Here is a 20,416-nt window from a genome sequence, read left to right on the forward strand (position 1 = left end):
ATATTTCCCTTACTTTTGCTTCTTTAAAATCAATCTAAATAAGCTTGCAACTTACAGTCGCACATTTAAAACGAGGGCAACGCGGTATTATTACTGACGTATCGTCTATTTATATCCCGTTAAAACTTTTAGAAATGGGCTGTTTACCGGGCAATTATGTGGAGCTAGTGCAAGTAGCACATTTTTCTGATCCGATGTATCTCAACATCAATGGCACCCACTTGGCCATCAGAAAGGAAACTGCACTTCATATTTTTATAGAGATCTTATAAATGAGTAAACAAATCAATGTTGCCTTAATAGGAAATCCCAATACAGGTAAAACTTCAGTTTTTAATGCACTCACCGGATTGAACCAAAAGGTAGGAAACTACCCGGGTATTACCGTTGAAAAAAAAGAAGGCATCTGTAAACTTCCTCGTGGTGTAAAGGCTCATATAATTGATTTGCCCGGAACTTATAGTTTGAATGCCTCTTCTTTAGATGAAAATGTGGTCATAGAATTATTGCTTAATAAAAACGATAAGGATTTTCCAGATGTGGCCGTTGTGGTGAGTGATGTAGAAAACCTGAAACGTAATCTACTCCTTTTTACACAAATTAAAGATTTAGAGATTCCGGCTATTTTGGTCATCAACATGGCTGACAGGATGCGCTACAAGGGTATTTCTTTAGATATTCCTCATTTGGAAGAACAGCTAAACACTAAAATTGCACTCGTAAGCACCCGTAAAAAAAATGGAATTGTTGAATTAAAAGAACTGATTTCCAATTATAAAGACTTATCCACAACGCCTTGTATGAATGCGTCTGAAATTGATAGGGAATATTTTGACAATTTACGAAAAGCGTTTCCTAACCAATTGCTGTACAAACTTTGGTTGGTTATTACCCAAGATGTCAATTTTGGAAAGACCGATAGAAATGAAATTGATGCCGTTGCCAATTTTAAGACCAAAACCAAAGCCGATTTAAAACGCCTACAGCAAAAGGAAACCATTAAGCGGTATCAATTTATAAACAACACGCTTAAAAAAGGGCAAACCATAGATTTAAATACGGCCAAGGACCTACGGATTAAATTGGACCGTATTTTAACACACAAAGTTTGGGGCTATGTTATTTTCTTTGTCATTTTATTGACCATTTTTCAAGCCATTTATGATTGGTCGAGCGTGCCAATGGATTTCATTGATTCTTCATTCGTATCATTGAGTGAATGGACCAAGAACGGACTTCCTGAAGGCGCTTTTACCAGTTTATTAGCTGAAGGGATTATTCCAGGATTGGGTGGGATTGTTATTTTTATACCACAAATCGCATTTTTGTTCCTTTTTATTTCAGTACTAGAGGAAAGCGGGTATATGAGCCGCGTCGTTTTTTTAATGGACAGAGGCATGCGACGGTTTGGACTGAGCGGAAAAAGTATTGTACCCCTAATTTCTGGGACGGCTTGTGCCATTCCCGCTATTATGGCTACCCGAAATATTGAAAACTGGAAAGAGCGCCTAATTACCATTCTTGTCACGCCCTTTACCACGTGTTCCGCACGCTTGCCTGTGTATCTGATTATTATTTCGTTGGTCATTCCTGAGGGTCGGTTTTTAGGATTAGGCTATCAGGCCATGACCCTGATGCTCTTGTATTTAATTGGTTTTGGAGCCGCTTTAGTATCAGCCATGATCTTAAACAAAATCCTCAAAATCAAAAGCAAAACCTTTTTTGTGGTAGAAATGCCAAATTATAAGCTGCCATTGTTCAAAAATGTCGTGCTGACCGTTATTGAAAAAACAAAAGCTTTCGTTTTTGGTGCCGGAAAGATCATTTTGGCAATTTCCATTATCCTATGGTTCTTGGCATCTTATGGTCCGGGAGATGATTTTAACAAAGCGGAGGAAATTATCAGTACTGAATACGCCAACCAAAACCTAACCGAAGATGAGGTAAATGAACATGTCGCTTCCTATAAATTAGAGCACTCCTTTCTTGGCATTACGGGTCGCGCCATTGAACCAGCTATCAGACCTTTGGGGTACGATTGGAAAATTGGCATCGCCCTTGTGAGCTCTTTTGCTGCCCGCGAAGTATTTGTAGGCACCTTGGCAACAATTTACAGTGTTGGTAGTGATGATGAAGAAACCATTAAAAACCGAATGGCCGGAGAGGTAAATCCTATTTTGGGCGGACCTTTGTTTACATTTGCCTCAGGAATTTCTTTGTTGCTATTTTACGCCTTTGCCATGCAGTGCATGAGTACGCTAGCCATTGTACAACGGGAAACAAATTCATGGAAATGGCCGATACTACAGCTTGTTATTATGAGTGGTTTTGCGTATCTTATAGCATTGATTGCCTTCCAGCTTTTGAAGTAGTATAAGAGTGACTGGCGACCGATCATTAGGGCTGAAATTGAATGATTAAAATAGAGAAGAAATGAATGAGATAATTCAAACCATACTAGTTTTTATAGCGCTCGGACTTGCAGTAAGTTTCATGATCAAGAAATTCTCTTGGAAAAAACCGAAAACAAAAAAGGCCTTTAGTGATGCTCATGATTGTGATAAGTGCCATTAGCGCTTTTTGAACAAATTAAAATTTCTATCGCTATCTGACATTTCCTATCCTTTTCAAACCTAGCCAAAATATGCGCTACCTTACTAATGTAATTGTTAAGTTTCTTTTCTATACCATGAGAGGCTCCAGGAATTTCCACCAATACCGGTTCATTTTTTGAACTTTAAGCGTTGAACCCTTAAACCTCTTTCAAAAACAAATTTTTACCTACAGTTTGAGAGACCATCAGCTCTCTTCCATTTAATCTAATTTTAATGGAATGGTCAAAAGGCTCCTTATGCACAATTTCCATCCTTGTTCCTAAAGAAATCGCATTGTTATCTAAATATTTTAGAAAATCAACCGAACTGTCATTAACACCAACGCACATATACACGATACCTACTTTTGCACTGGCCAAACTTAATTTTTCAATGTGAATGAACTTACCAGATTTGTCCGGAATGGGATCGCCGTGAGGGTCATGTGTTGGAAAGCCCAAAAACGCATCCAATTCATCGATGAGTTTTTGAGACTTGATGTGCTCCAATTGCTCGGCTACATCATGAACCTGATCCCAAGTAAAGTTCAGTTTCTCAACCAAAAAGACTTCCCATAAACGGTGCTTTCTAATAATATTAACGGCCACACGCTTTCCATCCTCGGTTAAACTGACCCCTTGATACTTTTTGTAGTTGGCATAGTTTTTTTCTGCCAGTTTCTTTATCATATCAGTTGCAGATGAGGCTTTGGTGCTCATAGCCTCGGCCAATGCATTGGTATTGACCGTCTCTGATCCTTGTTTTCCCAAGTGAAAAATGGCCTTTATGTAATTTTCTTCTGTTAGTGTGATCATGGTTTTGCAATCTAAAACAAATATAACGATATAAACAAATTAAATATATTTTTAGACTTATCTAAATATATATTTATATTTGTATAAAAATTATTTCAATTGAAACTAATAACTACTCTTCTTTTAATTTCTTTTGTAGCTCAGGGGCAACAAACTTACGAGGTGAGTGGTCAGGTGACTTCTGAAAAAAAATCACTTCCCTTTGCAAATGTCTATCTCGAAAGTAGTTCAAAAGGCATCATGACTGACAGCAATGGTAATTATAAACTCACCAAGATTGAACCAGGAACGTACACCATAATCGCTTCCTTTGCAGGCTATAGAACACAACAGCAGAAATTTACAATCACTGATAAAAACAAAACCTTACACTTTAATCTTGATAATGAAGCTCTTGACGAAATTGTCATAACAGGAACACGAACTGAAAAGCGCAAAACGGATTCTCCTGTGATTGTAAACCTGATCAACAGTCAAACTCTTGAACAAGTTGTTGCAACAGACCTCTCTGATGGTTTGCGCTTCCAACCTGGTTTGCGGGTGGAAACTAATTGCCAAACCTGCAATTATACACAAATCAGAATGAACGGACTTCAAGGTGGCTATTCTCAAATTCTTGTTAATGGACGTCCAATTTTTAGTCCGTTGACAGGCCTTTATGGTTTGGAACAAATTCCGGTGAACATGATTGAGCGTATTGAAGTGGTTCGTGGTGGTGTTTCTGCACTATATGGCTCAAGTGCTATCGGCGGAACTGTTAATGTAATTACAAAAATTCCTAAGCAAAACAATTACAGTGTAGGCTATACTTTTGAATCCATTGATGGAGACGCTACCCAAAATATCACCAACGGTAACGCTACTGTAGTCAGCAAGGATTATAACTCAGGTGCTAATTTCTTTGTAAGCAATCGCAAGCGGACTGCCTATGATGCCAACGGCGATAATTTTTCAGAACTGCCAGAATTAAAGGACAATTCTTTCGGGGTGAACGCCTTTTATTTGCCTACCGAGAATTCGAAGTTGGAATTGAGCTTGAGCAGTCTTTTTGAATATCGTTATGGCGGCGAGATTGTAGACAAACCAGCGTATTTGGCCCAACAATCTGAAGAACGATACCATCATGTGCTCATGGCAAGTTTAGATTATCAAATTAATTTTAATGATGATAAAAGCGCATTAATTCTTTACTATGGCGGCCAACGTACAGATCGGGACCATTATACAGGTATTATTCCTGATGACAGTTTTGATCAACAAGCCTTTTTTGCTGATCCTCCTTACGGCACCTCTGAAGTTACAACCCATCAGGGCGGTGCGCAAATCAACCAAAAAATAGACGATTTTATAGTAGGAAAAACGGTTCTCACAGCTGGTACGGAATTTGTTTATGACGCTGTTTTTGATGAGATCACCGCCTATAATTATTTGATCAATCAAACCACGCGCAATCTTGGAGTATTTGTTCAAAATGATTGGGACATTTCAGAAGCATTGAACTTTCTTTCCGGATTCAGAATTGACAAACATAACCTTGTGGACCATGCTATTTTAAGTCCAAGGTTATCACTATTGTATAAATTAAAAAAAAACGCCCAATTCCGTTTAGGTTGGGGCACCGGGTTTAGAGCGCCACAAGCTTTTGATACAGATTTGCATATTACCTTTGCTGGTGGTGGGGTTTCAAGAATTACACTTGCCGACGACTTATTTGAGGAACGCTCCAATAGCTACACGGCTTCCATCAATTATGATAATGCAACTGAGCACTTCATTGCCGGCTTTACTTTGGAAGGCTTCTACACCCAGCTTAGAGATGCTTTTTATCAAGCCCCAATGGGTGAGGATGCCTTTGGACAACGCTTTGAAAAACGGAATGGTAGCGACGCCACTGTAAAAGGTTTTACTTTGGAAGCACGTGCAAATTTTGATTATGTGTTTGAAGTAGAAGCTGGTTTCACATTACAGTCAAGTTTATTTGACGAAGCTGTTGAAAATATTATAGGATTAGAATCAAAGCGCGAATTTTTGCGTACCCCAGATGATTATGGCTATGCAACATTGACCTACACACCGACTAAAAAATTCAATTTGAGTGCCAACTTTGTTTACACCGGGCAAATGGACATTGCTCATTTTGCTGGAGAGGATACCGGTCAAAATGTTGATGAATATTACAAAACCCCATCTTTTACCGAATTGAGTTTAAGAGCAGGTTACAATTTCGATATTACAAGAGTAAGCACCAATTTAGAAGTTTTTGGAGGGATCAAAAACATAACCAACAGTTACCAAGACGATTTTGATATTGGAAAAAACAGGGATAGCAATTATGTATATGGACCTAGAGCACCACGATCCGTGTTTGTTGGTCTCAAAATAAAATCGCTTTAAATTTGAATGACATGTGGAGAATTTGTGTTACTATTTTTGTCTTTACATGGGTCATGACCGCTTTTTCACAACAGGAAAAGTCGGTACAATGGTTAACTTTTGAACAACTGTCAGTTGCTCTTCAAAACCATCCAAAAAAAGTATTTATTGATTTTTATGCCGATTGGTGTGCTCCCTGTTTAAAAATGCAACGAGAAGTTTTTACGGATTCAAAGGTCATTGAAGTACTCAACAAAAATTATTATGCAGTCCAAATGAATGTTGAAACTACAGACACCATTCAGTTTGGGAAGCAAATTTTCGTCAATAAACGCATTAACAGACGTAATCCTATCCACGAAATTGCCCTACTAATGGCAAGCCAGAAAAATAAACCATTTTCTTTACCTGCGCTCGTTTTTTTAGATGAGAATTTTAAACCAACAGCACGCTACTTTCAATATTTAAATACCGATCAATTTTTGGAGATCATCACCTATTGATCTTAGAAATCGTTAATTATCAGTGGGCCATCCTCAATTTTTTAGTACTTTCGTAACTTATATTTAGACTTATGAAAAAAATAGTTTTCATTCTATTAACTTTTGTATTCATTTCTGCTTGCAAAGATTCTGAACCTAGCAACGGCAACCTCAATATCGTTACCACAACCACCATGATTACAGATTTGGTAACACATATTGGTGGTGATAAATTGAATATTCAAGGGTTGATGGGAAGTGGTGTAGATCCGCATTTATATAAAGCCAGTGAAGGTGATGTCTCTAAATTGGCAAATGCCGATTTGATTTTTTATGGAGGCCTGCATTTGGAAGGAAAACTTGTAGAAGTTTTTCAAAAAATGGAAAGCCAACATATTAAAACTATAGCTGTTTCTGACGCATTGGACACCAAAACATTGATTGGCTCTGAATATTTTGCGTCTAATTATGATCCACATATTTGGTTTGATGTCAACAATTGGGAATTGATTACCAATTTTGTAGTTCAAAAACTATCTGAAGCAAATCCAGAAAACAAAGCCCTATTTGAAGAGAACGGCAAAACTTATCTTGAGGAATTAAAATCGTTGGACGCAGATATCAAATCTATCATCAGCACACTTCCAGAAGAGAAAAGAATATTGGTCACTGCACATGATGCCTTTAATTATTTTGGACAGGCCTACGGATTTGAAGTGGTAGGTTTACAAGGATTGTCAACTGCCACAGAAGCTGGTGTACAAGATGTTCAAAATTTGGCTACTTTTATTATCGATAAAAAAGTAAAAGCCGTTTTTGTTGAAAGCTCAGTACCAAAACGTACCATTGAAGCACTTCAGGCTGCGGTGAACTCCAAAAATCACAATGTAGAAATTGGAGGCACTTTATATTCTGATGCTTTAGGAAATGCCGGTACTCCTGAAGGCACTTATATAGGCATGTTTCGGTATAATGTCAACACCATTGTGAGTGCGCTTAAATAAAGATGGCAGTGTCAAGTCATAGTGGGCAGTAACCTAGGAGGTTTAACAAAAATAATACAATTAATTATTTGAAGCTATTCCTGCTATCCGCTATATCTTTTTTGAAGAAAAATCAAAAAAGGATGCCGCTCCTATCAGGGCTAAAACCTGTGCTATCGGTAAAGCTCAAGTGACGAAAAGTCTCTAGCAGTCGTGAAAATTTTAATACCAATTACGCCCATATTTTCAGGGAACTAGTGAATCTGTGAAAATTCGTGAAATCCGTGTCAAAATTTTTGGAAGTCAAAGTGAGATGCCCTAAAGTACATAGTTTTTACTTAATTTGAGACCAATAAAAGCCATATTGATGGATGATAACATGAAAGAATCAAATGCATCAACCGCATTTGCCGTTAAAGTTGATGACTTGACAGTGGCTTACAACTATAAGCCTGTGCTTTGGGATATAGATCTTGAAATTCCTGAAGGTGTGCTGATGGCCATTGTTGGCCCAAATGGTGCTGGAAAATCTACCTTGATCAAAGCCATTTTGGGTATTCTCAAACCTATTGCAGGAAGTGTCAGTATTTATGGAAAACCCTATAAAAAACAGCGTTCGCTTGTAGCTTACGTACCACAAAAAGGAAGTGTGGATTGGGATTTCCCCACCATTGCGCTAGACGTGGTGATGATGGGTACTTATGGAAGTTTGGGATGGATCAAACGCCCTGGAGCAAAAGAAAAGAAAGCAGCCTTGGAAGCCTTGGAAAAAGTGGGCATGCTCCCCTTTAAAAACAGACAGATCAGCCAGCTTTCTGGCGGACAACAGCAACGCATTTTTTTGGCAAGAGCATTGGTACAGGACGCCTCTATCTATTTTATGGATGAACCCTTTCAAGGTGTAGATGCTACTACCGAAATTGCCATTATCAATATTTTAAAAGAATTGCGAAAAGAAGGAAAAACAGTTGTAGTTGTGCATCATGATTTGCAAACGGTTCCAGAATATTTTGATTGGGTGACTTTTTTGAACGTTAAAAAAATCGCTACAGGTCCGGTTAAAGATATTTTTAATGATGATAACTTGACGAAGACTTATGGAATTAATTATAAGGTGAGTGTGCAGAAGTAGAGAAGGCAGTAGTATGCAGTCAACAGTTGGCAGTTGACTGACATTATGTTTGACCCATAACGTTTCAAAATGCTGAAAAGGTTTGCAAAATGAGAACTATAAAAAAACATTCGTGTATTCGTGGCAAAAAAAATATACGTTAAGATTTAAATAAGCTAGAAGTTTTCAGACTCAAAACCTGAAAAATTATAATAAAAAAAGATTCCTGCCTACGGAGGAATGCGCTATGAATTTACAAGAGTACTTTTCTTTAGTTTTCAGTGATTACACCTTGCGAACCATCACGCTAGGCACCGCTATTTTAGGCGCTGTCACCGGAATGCTCGGTAGTTTTGCGGTGCTGCGGAAACAAAGTTTGCTAGGAGACGCCATTTCGCATGCCGCCCTACCAGGAATTGCTCTGGCTTTTTTAATCACCGGCGCAAAAGATAGCAACACGTTATTGCTTGGTGCTTTGGTCAGTGGACTTATTGGCACCTTTTGGATCAGGGGCATCATCAGTAAAACACACCTAAAATCAGATACCGCTTTAGGACTCATCCTTTCCTTATTCTTCGGATTCGGGATGCTATTGCTCACCTTTATCCAAAAACAACCCAACGCAAATCAAGCGGGATTGGACAAATATCTCTTTGGACAAGCCGCTACATTAGTGGAAAGCGACGTGTGGTTGATGGCTATAGTAACCGGAATTTGTGTGGTGGTCATGCTGTTGTTTTGGAAGGAATTCAAATTGCTGCTCTTTGATGCAGATTACACTAAAACTTTAGGCTTCAATACCAAATTTATTGATATTTTAATCACAACCTTTATTGTGTTGGCCATTGTTTTAGGCCTGCAGACGGTGGGGGTGGTACTTATGAGCGCTATGTTATTGGCACCTGCCGCAGCGGCAAGGCAGTGGACAAATAGCCTAAGCAAGATGGTGCTTTTAGCTGCAATTTTCGGGGCCTTCTCCGGTGTTTTTGGAACAGCCATCAGCGCCAGCCAAAACAACCTATCAACAGGTCCAGTGATTGTTATTGTCGCTTCCGTATTTGTGGTCTTCTCATTCATTTTCTCACCCAGTCGTGGATTGTTGTTTCGTCAAATCCGGTTTATCAATAACCGAAGAGATTTGGAACTTCAAAAAACGCTCTCCTTCATGTATCGCATCGCAGAGACCCATGACGATATTTCACATCCTCACGCCATTAAAATATTGAACAATTTTCAAGGGTTTACAAAAAAAACCCTTCAGAAATTGGTCAACAAAAACTATGTAACCATTGATGGTACTATGTGGAGCTTAACAGAAGAAGGTTTTGAAACCGCAGCCAATTTATATAACCAAAACTTCAAAGCAGATGTCTAGTGCACAATTGGAAATACAACTCATCGCGAGTATAGTGGCCGTGGCCTGTGCCATTCCAGGTACTTTTTTGGTGCTCCGTAAAATGGCCATGATCAGTGATGCCATTAGTCATTCCATATTACCAGGAATTGTGGTTGGTTTTTTTATTACCCAAGACCTCAACTCCCCACTTCTCATCTTATTGGCCGCTCTAACTGGAGTGATCACCGTAGCTTTAGTAGAACGGATTCAAAAAACAGGATTGGTAAAGGAGGATACTGCTATTGGATTAGTATTTCCTGTCTTATTTAGTATAGGCGTCATCATGATCGCCAAAAATGCAAACGACGTGCATTTAGACATTGACGCCGTGTTATTGGGTGAATTAGCTTTTGCACCCTTTGACCGGCTCACGGTTGGAGGAACAGACATTGGCCCAAAATCATTATGGGTTATTGGCACTATTTTGCTCATCACCATTGCGCTGCTGATTGCATTTTTTAAAGAATTAAAAGTGAGCACTTTTGATGCTGGTTTATCAGCCTCTCTCGGATTTTCACCAATCATTATCCATTATGGACTGATGACCGTTGCTTCTGTTACCACTGTTGGTGCTTTTGATGCGGTTGGTGCAATATTGGTGGTAGCCTTGATGATTGCCCCAGCGGCCTGTGCATATCTACTGACCACCGACTTAAAAAAAATGCTCGGGCTCGCCATATTTTTCGGAGTGTTTAGCGCCATTGCTGGATACTGGGTAGCACATTGGTTGGATGCCTCAATTGCTGGATCAATTACGACGACCCTTGGAGTGGTGTTTTTTATCATTTACTTATTTGCGCCAAGTAAAGGACTTATAGCCGTGACATACAGAGAAAAGCAACAACGTATTGAAGTTTCTTTACTGACGTTTTTACTGCACCTTAAAAATCATAGCGAAGAACGGGAAAGACACGTCAATCATCTCAACGAACATATCAATTGGCAAAAAGTGAGAAGCAAGACTGTTTTGGATCTAGCACTTAAAAACAACATGATTCTTATTAACAATAGCATCGTTTCCCTTACTGAAAAAGGAGATGCGTTTACGTCTCAAGCCATCAACTATATCGTTACCAATGAGGATGCCCAAATTGAAGATATGAAAGAAGATTTCTTTTTGTTCAGGGGTTAGTTTTACCAATTTCTTTAGGACCAAATAATTTCGCTAACTTTGATTTCTACCAAATGTTCAACAATGAAATATACCCTCTTTAGTATTAGCATGCTTTTATTTTTTGCTTGTGGCGGTTTTAAAGAAATAGTGGACAAACCCATTATTTTTGATGAAGAACGCATCCAACTTACCAAAGACTATTTGTTAACCCGTTATGGTTTGGAGCAAGACAATTCCACCATCGTACCAAAAATGATCGTATTGCACTGGACGGAAATCCCAACGCTCCAACAATCGTTTAATGCGTTTTATAAATCTGAATTGCCAAGCAGGCCTGATATTGCCACCGCAAGCAGTCTAAATGTTTCTTCGCAATTTTTAGTGGATTTGGATGGTACCATTTACCGTTTAATGCCCGAAACCACAATGGCACGGCATGTCATCGGTTTAAACCACGTAGCCATTGGTGTTGAAAATGTTGGAGGAACTGCAGATGTGCCTCTAACCAAAGCTCAGATAAAATCGAACATTTGGTTGGTCAATTATTTAAGCAAAAAGTATCCTATTGAATACCTCATTGGTCATTTTGAATATACTAATTTTGAAGGTCATGAGTTATGGCTTGAGAAAGATGACGGTTATAGAACAGAAAAAGTTGATCCAGGAGAAGACTTTATGAAGGCCGTTAAAAAAGGCACTAAAAAATTCAATTTGAAATCAGCTCCGGCCAAAATTAATAGAGCATTATAAAATGGTCTAATCATATTTGGGAAACCAACCGACATGATAATTAAGGCAATCACCCGACTGAACGGAACGGACAGGTTTGTCAATAAAAAACACTAAAAATTAACAAATGAAATCTATTTTCACCTTAGTCCTTGCCATTGTTTCATTCTCTGCAATGGCACAAGTTAATTCTATGACTACCAATCTTTACGACAGCTACTCAAAATATAAAGAGGCAAGTCTGGACAATCGTCGTATCAAACATGACGACATCCAACCGCTGATTATGAAGCTCGAAAGCGATCCTAAGTATACCGTTCAGAAAGTGGGCGAGAGTATAAAAGGAAAAAAAATCAGCTTGATCAGTATCGGAACTGGAGATACCAGCGTTTTTTTGTGGTCTCAAATGCATGGGGACGAACCCACCGCCACCCAAGCCATTTTTGACATTTTTAATTTTTTGAACAGCGCTGATTTCAAATCGGAAAAAGAAGAACTTTTAAGCAAGGTCACGCTTCATTTTTTACCTATGCTCAATCCTGATGGTGCTGAGGTATTTACCAGACGTAACGTTTTGGGTGTTGACATCAACAGAGACGCACTGATGTTGCAATCTCCAGAAAGCAAAATCCTTAAACGCATCAGAGACAGTCTGGATGCTGATTTTGGATTCAATCTTCATGACCAAAGCACCTATTACAATGCTGAGCGCACAGCTAAACCTGCTACTATTTCCTATTTAGCGCCTGCCTACAATTATGAAAAGGACATCAATGATGTTCGCGGAAACGCCATGAAAGTGATTGTGTATATGAACAGCATTATCCAAAAATATGCACCAGGACAAGTAGGACGTTACAACGATGATTTTGAGCCACGCGCTTTTGGTGACAACATCCAACTGTGGGGCACAAGTGCCATTTTGATTGAATCTGGTGGTTATAAAAACGATGTTGAAAAACAAGAAATCAGAAAGCTTAATTTTGTCTCTATTTTATCTGCGTGTTACATAATTGCCACCGGAGAATACAAAAGTATTCCCTTGGAAGATTATGAAAAAATACCAGAAAACGATCGCAAATTATTCGATTTAAAAATAGAACGTTTTACCCATAAACTTTTAGGAAATGATTATATTTTGGACATTGGTATCAATCATTTGGAAGTTGAGGACAAAAATCACGAGACCTTCTACAATGTAGGAAGTATTGTTGAAAAAGGCGATTTATCAACCTTTTATGGTTACGAAACTTTGGATGCTACGGGCTATCGTTTGATAGAAGGAAAAGTATATCCTGAAATCGTTCAAACCATGACCGATTTGGAGGCTATGGACATTTATGGCTTATTAAAATCAGGATACACCTATGTGCGATTGGCGCAATTTTCTCAAAAGGACAAAGACGTTTCCGTGCCCATTAATATTTTGAGCAAAGATCAAAAGGTACCAGGGTTTTATGTGAATATTGGCAACAATCCTAATTTTGTCCTCCAAAAAGATGGTAGCGTGGACTACGCCGTTGTGAACGGATTCTTGATCAACTTACAAACCAAAAAAAGCAATTTTAAGAATGCCATTTTCTATAAGTAAGCACAAGTTGAGACTAGTAGTGATCTCTCAAATATTCGAAAATAAGTTGCATTTGCTCCTTAACTTTGGTTGAAGATGTCGTGTAATGGTTGTTCATAAAACTAAAAATCAATACCTCGCCAGAGCTGGTCAATAAATACCCACTTAAGCAGTAATTATTTCCTACAGTGCCTGATTTTGCGTAAATATAGGGGCCTTTATCGCTTCCATACCAGTTTTTTAAAGTGCCAATATTTCCTCCAACGGGAAAGTAATTGAACAAACGCTTTCTTGGAATTTCGGTATAGAGCTTCTCAAGAACCTGTACAAAGGATAACGGCGTAAAGAGGTTGTAGCGGCTTAATCCGGAGCCATCCACCCAACGGGGTTGCTGCTTGAGATGTTTGAGCTGGTTGTCAAGAATGGATTTACGTATGGTATCAGCATCTAAAGTATCAGACACTGTTGAAGAGGCTAAAATCAACAGTTGTTCAGCCAAAAAATTATCACTTACCTGCATCATCCGTTTGTATAAACTGTCTGACGGAATACTGTAAAGAATCTTATCAGTGTTTGCGCTGGTATAGGGAATGATCTCAACCTTATTAGGAAGCAAATTATCCCAAAGTTGTTTCACCATAGTGGTATCCATAACAAATGGCACTTCAATGGTATCTTTGTCGGTAAGTTTATAAAAGAAATTGTTGGCATTAAAATCTCGGCGCTTGTCCATTAAGGTGTAAGTTGTCTGCGCTTTTAAAAACTCTGGAGAAGTCTTTAAATCTGTAGTATTAGAAACTTTCAATACATTACCATACATGGGGAATGCACTGCGTTCTGGACTATAATAGGTGTCATAATCTTCCCACGCCCACCCCGGTCCAAATTTTTCATTATTGTAATTATTCGTAACAAGTTTTATGGCGCTGAAATTCTTCATAAAATTAATGGCGGTGCTGTCTTTAAAAAAAGGATGCAGAAAACTTGGGTCTCCCGTTCCTTTAACAATCAGCGTGTCCTGATGGATGGCGTATTTAAAAGCCGGAATTTTTTCAGGCAAATACTGTAGCGCGGTAAATAAAGTGAAAATTTTGGTGTTGCTGGCCGGTGTGAAATACCGTTCTCCATTAAAATTGAACACTGTATCCTTGGTTCTTGGATTATAGACCATCAAGCCCGTAAACTGATTTTCATAAAAGTTGCTGCTCACCGCTTTTTTTAAGTGTTTTGAAATATGAGATGATTTGCAATTAAGAAGCATTAATGAAAGTACTACAACAGCAAAAAAACGTCCCATTAAAGGCGTTGTTTTCAAATAATCTAACACTCTGTTCATATTTAATTGTATACGTTATCGACATTTAAAGTTACACTATAAATTTAGAAATTTCCAAGCGACATCAATAATCTCTTAAATAAGATTGTCAAAATATGATACTCCTCAATTGTTTATATTCAATCTAAGAAGCTGGAAATATGCAACTTAAAATAATATTCGCTACATTTACTAAGCTAGTCTAACAAAAACAATTCATATTATGCAAAAAAAAACTACCCTCACATTACTTGGTTTTTTTACTTCTGCGTGCTTGATGTTATTCGCTCAAAACATTACCGTAACTGGTAAAGTTACTGATGCAAATAACGTTCCAATGCCAGGGGTCAACATTCAAGTAAAAGGCACAAACAAAGGTGCCACAACAAATTTTGATGGTGATTATACCATCAATGCCTCTTCAGGAGATGTATTAATCTTCACCTATATTGGATTCAAGAAAGTTGAAACACCAATCTCTGATTCTGTTATGAATATTAAATTAGAGGAGGACACAGGTGCACTGGATGAAGTGGTTGTGACCGCATTTGGTATTAAAAGAGAGACACGAGAATTGGGTTATTCCGTCACCCAAATTAAAACTGAAGATCTTGATCTTACTGGTTCAACAGATCCACTTTCTGCATTACAAGGTCGTGTTGCTGGTGTTCAAGTCAGTCAAACCTCAGGTTCTTCTGGAGGTGGTATTGATATCTTAATTAGGGGTATTACGTCAGTAAACCCAAACAGGAGCAATCAACCTTTGATCATTTTAGATGGATTAGCTTTAGATAATGATACCTTCTCAGGGAGTGTGCTCCCAAGTGCTGGATCCAACTCACCAAGTAGCTCAGAACAGTTTTCTTTTACCAATAGAGGTTCAGACATCAATCCTGAAGATATTGAAAGTTATAATGTTTTAAAAGGCGCTGCAGCCACTGCTCTTTACGGTGTGAGGGCAGCAAATGGAGCCATCATTATTACCACAAAAAAAGGAAAATTAGGGAAAGCTAAAGTTAGTATTTCCGCCTCAACAACATTTAGAAGCATAAACACAACCCCAGAACTTCAAACCAAATATCGAGAAGGTTTTAATGGCGCTCCAAGAACCTTATACACACCTGAAACTGAAACAGGGTTTACCAGACTTGGCGGTACCTCGTTTTTTTCATGGGGACCGGAATACAGTGCTGACAGCGCTGTTGTGGGTGGCAATACTGTAGATCTTACTGGAGACCGTTTCTATGATCCATATGATCTTTTTCAAACAGGTGTTAACTCTCAAATAGATTTCAACATTAGTGGTGCCACAGAAAAAATGGACTACTATTTTTCTATAGGTAATGATAGTGAGAAAGGTGTTTTACCGAATACAGATTATGACAAAACAACCTTAAGATTTAAAGCGGGTTACAAAGTCGCTGATAATTTCAATATTAACTCTTCCATTAGTTACACCAATGCTGGCGGTAAACGCGGCAATGGTGGTGATAAATCGGTATTTAGTTCTTTGTCCTATTATTCTGCAACGTTCCCAATTAACGATTTTATCAATCCAAATGGCACTCAGCGTAATTACTCTTTTGGTGTGATTGATAATCCTCGTTATTTATTAGAAACAAGTCCATTAACTGATGATGTGAACAGATGGGTTGGAAACGTAACATTAAATTGGACGCCTAAAGATTGGATCAATGTTACATATGCGGCTCAGGTTGATAATTATTCTGATCAAAGGAATCGTTTTGTTGCACCAGATCTTGATGCAGGTGCAGCAGTTGGTGGGTTCATTGTTAATCAAAATATTAATTTCTTAGGATTGGAATCTAATTTATTAGTAAGTTTTGAAAAAGATTGGTCAGAAGATTTTGGAACCACATTGACATTAGGAAATCAAATTTCAGACTCAAAAAGAGATTATGCCATGATTCGCGGTGAAACTCTGAATGTTCCAGGAATCAATGACATTGCCAATACAATCAATATTTTTGCTGATAAAAATGTCACTCAGTTAAGAAACATAGGTGTTTTTGGAGAGTTAAAAATAGACTTCAAAGATCAGTTGTTCCTAACCATTACAGGAAGAAATGACTGGGTCTCAACATTGCCACAAGAAAATAGATCGTTCTTCTACCCTTCTGTCAGTTTAGCTTATGATTTTCATGATCTAATTGATAAGGACAGTGAAATATTTACATTTGGTAAGCTTAGAGGCTCATGGGCTGAAGTTGGGAAAGGTCCTCTATTTGGTCAGATTGGTCAGTACTTTGTTTCAGACAGCAATTTCCCATTTAATGGTGCTGGAGGTTATCGAGCCGATATCACTATTGGCGATCCGAACATTACTCCAGAAAGAAATAGGTCTTTTGAAGTTGGAACTGATTTACGCTTTTTTAATAATAGATTACGACTTGATTACGCTTATTACAAAACCCGCATAAAAAATCAAATTTTCACAGTAGGTACCGCGTACTCAACAGGATTGGCGGGAATCACAAGAAATGCTGGTGATTTTGAAACCTTTGGACATGAATTTTTAGTGTCTTATGATATCTTAAGCACTGATGCTATCAAATGGGAAACCATAATCAATTGGAGTACCAATGAAGGGAAAGTGCTCTCTTTACCTGATGATATTGACGCCCTAATTTTTGCCGATTCAGGATTTGCTGGTGTTACCTCAGAAATCAGGGAAGGTGATAATATGGGAGATTTATATGGCTATACGTGGCGCTATGAAGATGGCCAGCTCTACTTAGGACCTGATGGGTTGCCACGGGTTAATTTAGACGAACGTGTTAAAGTAGGAAACGCATTCCCAGATTTCATTGCTTCAATAAACAATGTATTTAGATACAAAAACATTGGTTTCAATTTCTTGTTGGAATGGAAAAAAGGAGGCGACCTTTACGATGCAGGAAGGCGTAATGCACTTAGAAACGGTGTTCTTGAAACCACCGTGCTTAGAGATGAAACTATTGTTTTTGATGGCGTTATGGATAATGGGAGCGGCGGATATGTAACTAATACCACACCAGGTCTGATAGACCAAAATTATTACCGAGACTCTGGTCGTTATAATAGAGCTGCTGAAGTATTGGTTCAAGATGCCTCTTGGGTTAAACTACGCAACATAGGGTTGACCTATTATTTTGAAGGTAATATTCTAAAAACCTTAAAAATGGACAATTTAAGTGCTTCCTTTAGTGCCCATAACATCTTGTTATGGACACCTTATGATGGCTATGATCCTGAAGGCAATCAGTACAGTGCCGGTAGCAATGTTTACGGATTTACTGGACTTGGAACACCCTTGAGTGAGAGTTTTTCGTTTGGAATTAAATTAGGATTTTAAAAAAGATGAAGATGAAAAATATACTAAAAACAACAGTTATAACTTTACTTGTCTTGAGTGCAAGCTCTTGCAGTAACGACTATTTTGACGTAAACACACCTTCAGGTACAGCACAGGAAGAACAGATTAGAGTTAGTGATTTGATGGCACCCGTTATTCTAAGAACGATTGAAGGGCAATATTCTGCTGAACTTACATACGGCAACTACGCACAAAATTTTGTAGGTCAAGGTGGTACCGCAGCAGGAGAAACATCATCTTCTGGATTATGGAGTAATATATACTTATACATACTCCCAAATGTTCAAACCATTAAGCAAAAGGCTGATGCAGCCAATGCTACACATTATGCAGCTGTTGCTGATATTATTACAGCCATGAACTTAGGTATAGCCGCTGATTCTTGGGATAATATTCCTTACAGGGAGGCTACTTTGGGTGAAGGAAATTTATTTCCTGGTTTTGACACACAACAGTCTGTATATAACGATATATTTTCACTATTAGATGGCGCAATTACTGCATTGGAAGCACCAGATAACTCTGATATCACTCTTGGGAGTGAAGATTTAATCTATGGTGGTGATATAGATAAGTGGTTACGTGCTGCTTATACCTTAAAAGCGCGTTATCAATTGCACTTGGTAAATGCAGGCACCGTGTCTGCAAATGATGTCTTAAATACAATTGCCAACGGTTTCACATCCAATACAGATGATTTTCAGCTGGAGTATAATGAAAGAACCATTAATCCGTGGTACGCCCAAGAAATTGTGGCCAGAAATACAGGTAATTTTCATAACGATTTGGCTAGTCAATTAGTAAGTTCCATGAACGGCGACTATTATCCTTTTCAAAGTGACTTACTGGACATTGACCCCCGGTTACCACGCTTTGGCACAAGAGATGAAGGCAGTACAGAATGGAAAGGTTTTATAAGTGGAGGTGGTGGCGATAGTCCCGATGGGACACCAGGCAACGCCAGATTTGTTGAAGGTGGTTACTATACCAGTATTGACTCTCCAATTATGATCATTAGTTATGCTGAAGCTCTTTTCATCAAAGCTGAAGCCGCATTTTTAGCCAATGGAGGTACAACTACAAGTACAGGAGCTACGGCAGCGGCTTATGATGCCTATATGATGGGTATAGCAGCAAGTATGAATAAATACGGAGTTGATGGCAGTGACTATCTGGCTGATGCCGCCATAGATGTCGGAGCTTCTGGACTAATGCTCCATCATATCATGAAAGAAAAATACATTCACAATTTTTTAAATCCAGAGTCATTTGTGGACCATAGACGTTATGATTTTTCTGATGATGTGTTCACAGGTTTGACTATTCGTGAAGAAGAAGATTCTAGTGGTGAATTCGCAGGTCAATGGTTTAGACGTGCCAGCTATCCATCATCAGAATTGACTAGAAACAGGATTAATGTTGAAGCCAACCAACAAACACCAGTAACTCCGGTGTGGTGGGACGCTCAAAACTAAAAGTCAATTGGTAATCTATAAAAAACCCTTCATCTAATTTTAGTGAAGGGTTTTTTTTTGAAACAACATCAATGCTGTTTTAAGATGCTTTAAATCTTGTTGGGTGTGGTTTGCTGTAATCACGATCCGGTTCATCATCGTATCATAATTGGGATATTTAAAATTGGTGATGATAATGCTTTTAGATTTCAAATACTCAAAAATACCATCACTATTGCAGTAGATCACTGGATAATTAGGATCAAATTGAAAAGCCTCCGACAAATAAAGATCGGCATACAAAAAACGCAGATTTTCCCTTAATTTTTTAAACTGTTGATCGAACAAGTTTTGAGCCTCATAAAAAGTTTGTAAAAAAATGGGATTCATGCCTGAAGCAGAGATAAACACCGCATCATTCTTAATTGTTCCAATAAGTTTAAGATCTCCTGCAATTACACCTCCAGAACACCCATAGGCCTTGGTTAATGAGCTGATCATTATTTTTTGCGAAATTTTTGGGTGTGTCATAGTTCTGAAAACACCTCTGCCGTGTTCTCCAATAATTCCCAAACTGTGGGATTCATCCACCAACAAAGTAATCCGTTTGCTTGAAGAAATATCATTCAAAAAATCGAAGTTTGTAGGTGTAACTGCTAAAGACGTTATAGCATCTGCAGCAATAACGATGGATTCCTCTATGCCATTTGTTAATTGAGGATCCAATTTTCCATCCACAAATAGCGGCTTGCTAGAACTTTTTAAAATTGCGGGATGTGTTTTCGGATAATGAAAAAAATGATCGTGGCTCTGTGCCAGATAAGCAATCACCAGATTTCCCGCAAGAGTGCCTGAAGAAACTGTGAGTACCGCTTCAGCTTCTAAAATTTCTGCAAATAAAGTTTCTGCCTTTTGATAGATGCCCAATTTAATATTTGAATTTCTCGAACTCCCATAGGCTGTCCCCCATTTTTTTAAACTCTTGTAAAGCAGATCTTGAAAGTCAGGGTGTGTAGCCATCCCCAAATAAGAAGTCCCTCCGAAATATAAATACGTCTTTCCTTCAATTAAAATAGTTCTATCCGGAAATTGCTCAACAGTCAT

General features: G+C 38.3%; 15 protein-coding genes. 12 read left to right on the top strand and 3 right to left on the bottom strand.

Annotated features, from left to right (window positions below; translation table 11 throughout):
- The first annotated feature begins 44 nt into the window (after positions 1-44).
- Together A9996_RS06465 and feoB are read left to right on the top strand one after the other, a co-directional pair.
- Complete coding sequence (locus tag A9996_RS06465; RefSeq protein ID WP_066432413.1) at positions 45-272, top strand: FeoA family protein; 228 nt, start codon at positions 45-47, stop codon at positions 270-272.
- A complete protein-coding gene (feoB, locus tag A9996_RS06470) occupies positions 273-2,372 on the top strand; it encodes a ferrous iron transport protein B (RefSeq protein WP_066432415.1) in 2,100 nt (699 codons plus the stop codon).
- Between the two features lie 380 nt (positions 2,373-2,752).
- Here the strand turns inward: feoB and A9996_RS06475 are convergent, their stop codons facing one another.
- Positions 2,753-3,409, bottom strand: coding sequence for a metal-dependent transcriptional regulator (locus A9996_RS06475; RefSeq protein ID WP_066432417.1), 657 nt, complete (start codon positions 3,407-3,409; stop codon positions 2,753-2,755).
- 99 nt (positions 3,410-3,508) lie between these two features.
- Here A9996_RS06475 and A9996_RS20820 point away from each other — a divergent pair, with 99 nt between their 5' ends.
- The 8 genes from A9996_RS20820 (at position 3,509) to A9996_RS06515 (ending at position 13,188) form a co-directional block, all read left to right on the top strand.
- The gene (locus A9996_RS20820; RefSeq protein WP_066432419.1) at positions 3,509-5,803 is read left to right on the top strand and encodes a TonB-dependent receptor; all 2,295 of its coding nucleotides are present in this window, start codon (positions 3,509-3,511) and stop codon (positions 5,801-5,803) included.
- A gap of 11 nt (positions 5,804-5,814) precedes the next feature.
- Positions 5,815-6,285, top strand: coding sequence for a thioredoxin family protein (locus tag A9996_RS06485; RefSeq protein ID WP_066432421.1), 471 nt, complete (start codon positions 5,815-5,817; stop codon positions 6,283-6,285).
- A gap of 71 nt (positions 6,286-6,356) precedes the next feature.
- Positions 6,357-7,268 carry a metal ABC transporter solute-binding protein, Zn/Mn family gene (locus A9996_RS06490; protein ID WP_066432423.1) on the top strand — a complete coding sequence of 304 codons (912 nt, stop codon included), beginning with the start codon at positions 6,357-6,359 and terminating at the stop codon, positions 7,266-7,268.
- 346 nt (positions 7,269-7,614) lie between these two features.
- Positions 7,615-8,379, top strand: coding sequence for a metal ABC transporter ATP-binding protein (locus A9996_RS06495; RefSeq protein ID WP_066432425.1), 765 nt, complete (start codon positions 7,615-7,617; stop codon positions 8,377-8,379).
- A 226-nt stretch (positions 8,380-8,605) separates the two neighbouring features.
- A complete protein-coding gene (locus A9996_RS06500) occupies positions 8,606-9,733 on the top strand; it encodes a metal ABC transporter permease (protein ID WP_066432427.1) in 1,128 nt (375 codons plus the stop codon).
- On the top strand, positions 9,726-10,886 hold the full coding sequence (locus A9996_RS06505) for a metal ABC transporter permease (RefSeq protein ID WP_066432429.1): 1,161 nt from the start codon (positions 9,726-9,728) through the stop codon (positions 10,884-10,886). Before A9996_RS06500 ends, A9996_RS06505 begins: the two co-directional genes overlap by 8 nt.
- A gap of 63 nt (positions 10,887-10,949) precedes the next feature.
- Positions 10,950-11,618: an N-acetylmuramoyl-L-alanine amidase gene (locus A9996_RS06510; RefSeq protein WP_066432430.1), complete on the top strand. Its 669-nt coding sequence runs from the start codon at positions 10,950-10,952 to the stop codon at positions 11,616-11,618.
- 106 nt (positions 11,619-11,724) lie between these two features.
- The gene (locus A9996_RS06515) at positions 11,725-13,188 is read left to right on the top strand and encodes a M14 family zinc carboxypeptidase (protein ID WP_066432431.1); all 1,464 of its coding nucleotides are present in this window, start codon (positions 11,725-11,727) and stop codon (positions 13,186-13,188) included.
- A 13-nt stretch (positions 13,189-13,201) separates the two neighbouring features.
- Here the strand turns inward: A9996_RS06515 and A9996_RS06520 are convergent, their stop codons facing one another.
- A complete protein-coding gene (locus A9996_RS06520) occupies positions 13,202-14,503 on the bottom strand; it encodes a D-alanyl-D-alanine carboxypeptidase (RefSeq protein ID WP_245905300.1) in 1,302 nt (433 codons plus the stop codon).
- Between the two features lie 202 nt (positions 14,504-14,705).
- Here A9996_RS06520 and A9996_RS06525 point away from each other — a divergent pair, with 202 nt between their 5' ends.
- Together A9996_RS06525 and A9996_RS06530 are read left to right on the top strand one after the other, a co-directional pair.
- Complete coding sequence (locus tag A9996_RS06525; protein WP_245905299.1) at positions 14,706-17,837, top strand: SusC/RagA family TonB-linked outer membrane protein; 3,132 nt, start codon at positions 14,706-14,708, stop codon at positions 17,835-17,837.
- An 11-nt stretch (positions 17,838-17,848) separates the two neighbouring features.
- The gene (locus A9996_RS06530; protein ID WP_066432486.1) at positions 17,849-19,333 is read left to right on the top strand and encodes a SusD/RagB family nutrient-binding outer membrane lipoprotein; all 1,485 of its coding nucleotides are present in this window, start codon (positions 17,849-17,851) and stop codon (positions 19,331-19,333) included.
- A 39-nt stretch (positions 19,334-19,372) separates the two neighbouring features.
- On the opposite strand, the gene A9996_RS06535 is transcribed toward A9996_RS06530, so the two are convergent.
- Positions 19,373-20,416 (bottom strand): aminotransferase class I/II-fold pyridoxal phosphate-dependent enzyme, encoded by a 1,044-nt coding sequence (locus A9996_RS06535; protein ID WP_066432434.1) that lies wholly within the window; start codon positions 20,414-20,416, stop codon positions 19,373-19,375.

The sequence above is a fragment of the Gelidibacter algens genome, from assembly GCF_001678675.1.
Lineage (GTDB): Bacteria > Bacteroidota > Bacteroidia > Flavobacteriales > Flavobacteriaceae > Gelidibacter > Gelidibacter algens.

Coding starts and splice junctions, on each gene's coding strand:
- A9996_RS06505 (WP_066432429.1), top strand. CDS start 9,726: ATGTCTAGTGCACAATTGGAAATACAACTCATCGCGAGTATAGTGGCC.
- A9996_RS06530 (WP_066432486.1), top strand. CDS start 17,849: ATGAAAAATATACTAAAAACAACAGTTATAACTTTACTTGTCTTGAGT.
- A9996_RS06490 (WP_066432423.1), top strand. CDS start 6,357: ATGAAAAAAATAGTTTTCATTCTATTAACTTTTGTATTCATTTCTGCT.
- A9996_RS06510 (WP_066432430.1), top strand. CDS start 10,950: ATGAAATATACCCTCTTTAGTATTAGCATGCTTTTATTTTTTGCTTGT.
- A9996_RS06495 (WP_066432425.1), top strand. CDS start 7,615: ATGGATGATAACATGAAAGAATCAAATGCATCAACCGCATTTGCCGTT.
- A9996_RS06475 (WP_066432417.1), bottom strand. CDS start 3,409: ATGATCACACTAACAGAAGAAAATTACATAAAGGCCATTTTTCACTTG.
- A9996_RS06500 (WP_066432427.1), top strand. CDS start 8,606: ATGAATTTACAAGAGTACTTTTCTTTAGTTTTCAGTGATTACACCTTG.
- A9996_RS06515 (WP_066432431.1), top strand. CDS start 11,725: ATGAAATCTATTTTCACCTTAGTCCTTGCCATTGTTTCATTCTCTGCA.
- feoB (WP_066432415.1), top strand. CDS start 273: ATGAGTAAACAAATCAATGTTGCCTTAATAGGAAATCCCAATACAGGT.
- A9996_RS06525 (WP_245905299.1), top strand. CDS start 14,706: ATGCAAAAAAAAACTACCCTCACATTACTTGGTTTTTTTACTTCTGCG.
- A9996_RS06535 (WP_066432434.1), bottom strand. CDS start 20,416: ATGACTGTTGAGCAATTTCCGGATAGAACTATTTTAATTGAAGGAAAG.
- A9996_RS06520 (WP_245905300.1), bottom strand. CDS start 14,503: ATGAACAGAGTGTTAGATTATTTGAAAACAACGCCTTTAATGGGACGT.
- A9996_RS06485 (WP_066432421.1), top strand. CDS start 5,815: ATGTGGAGAATTTGTGTTACTATTTTTGTCTTTACATGGGTCATGACC.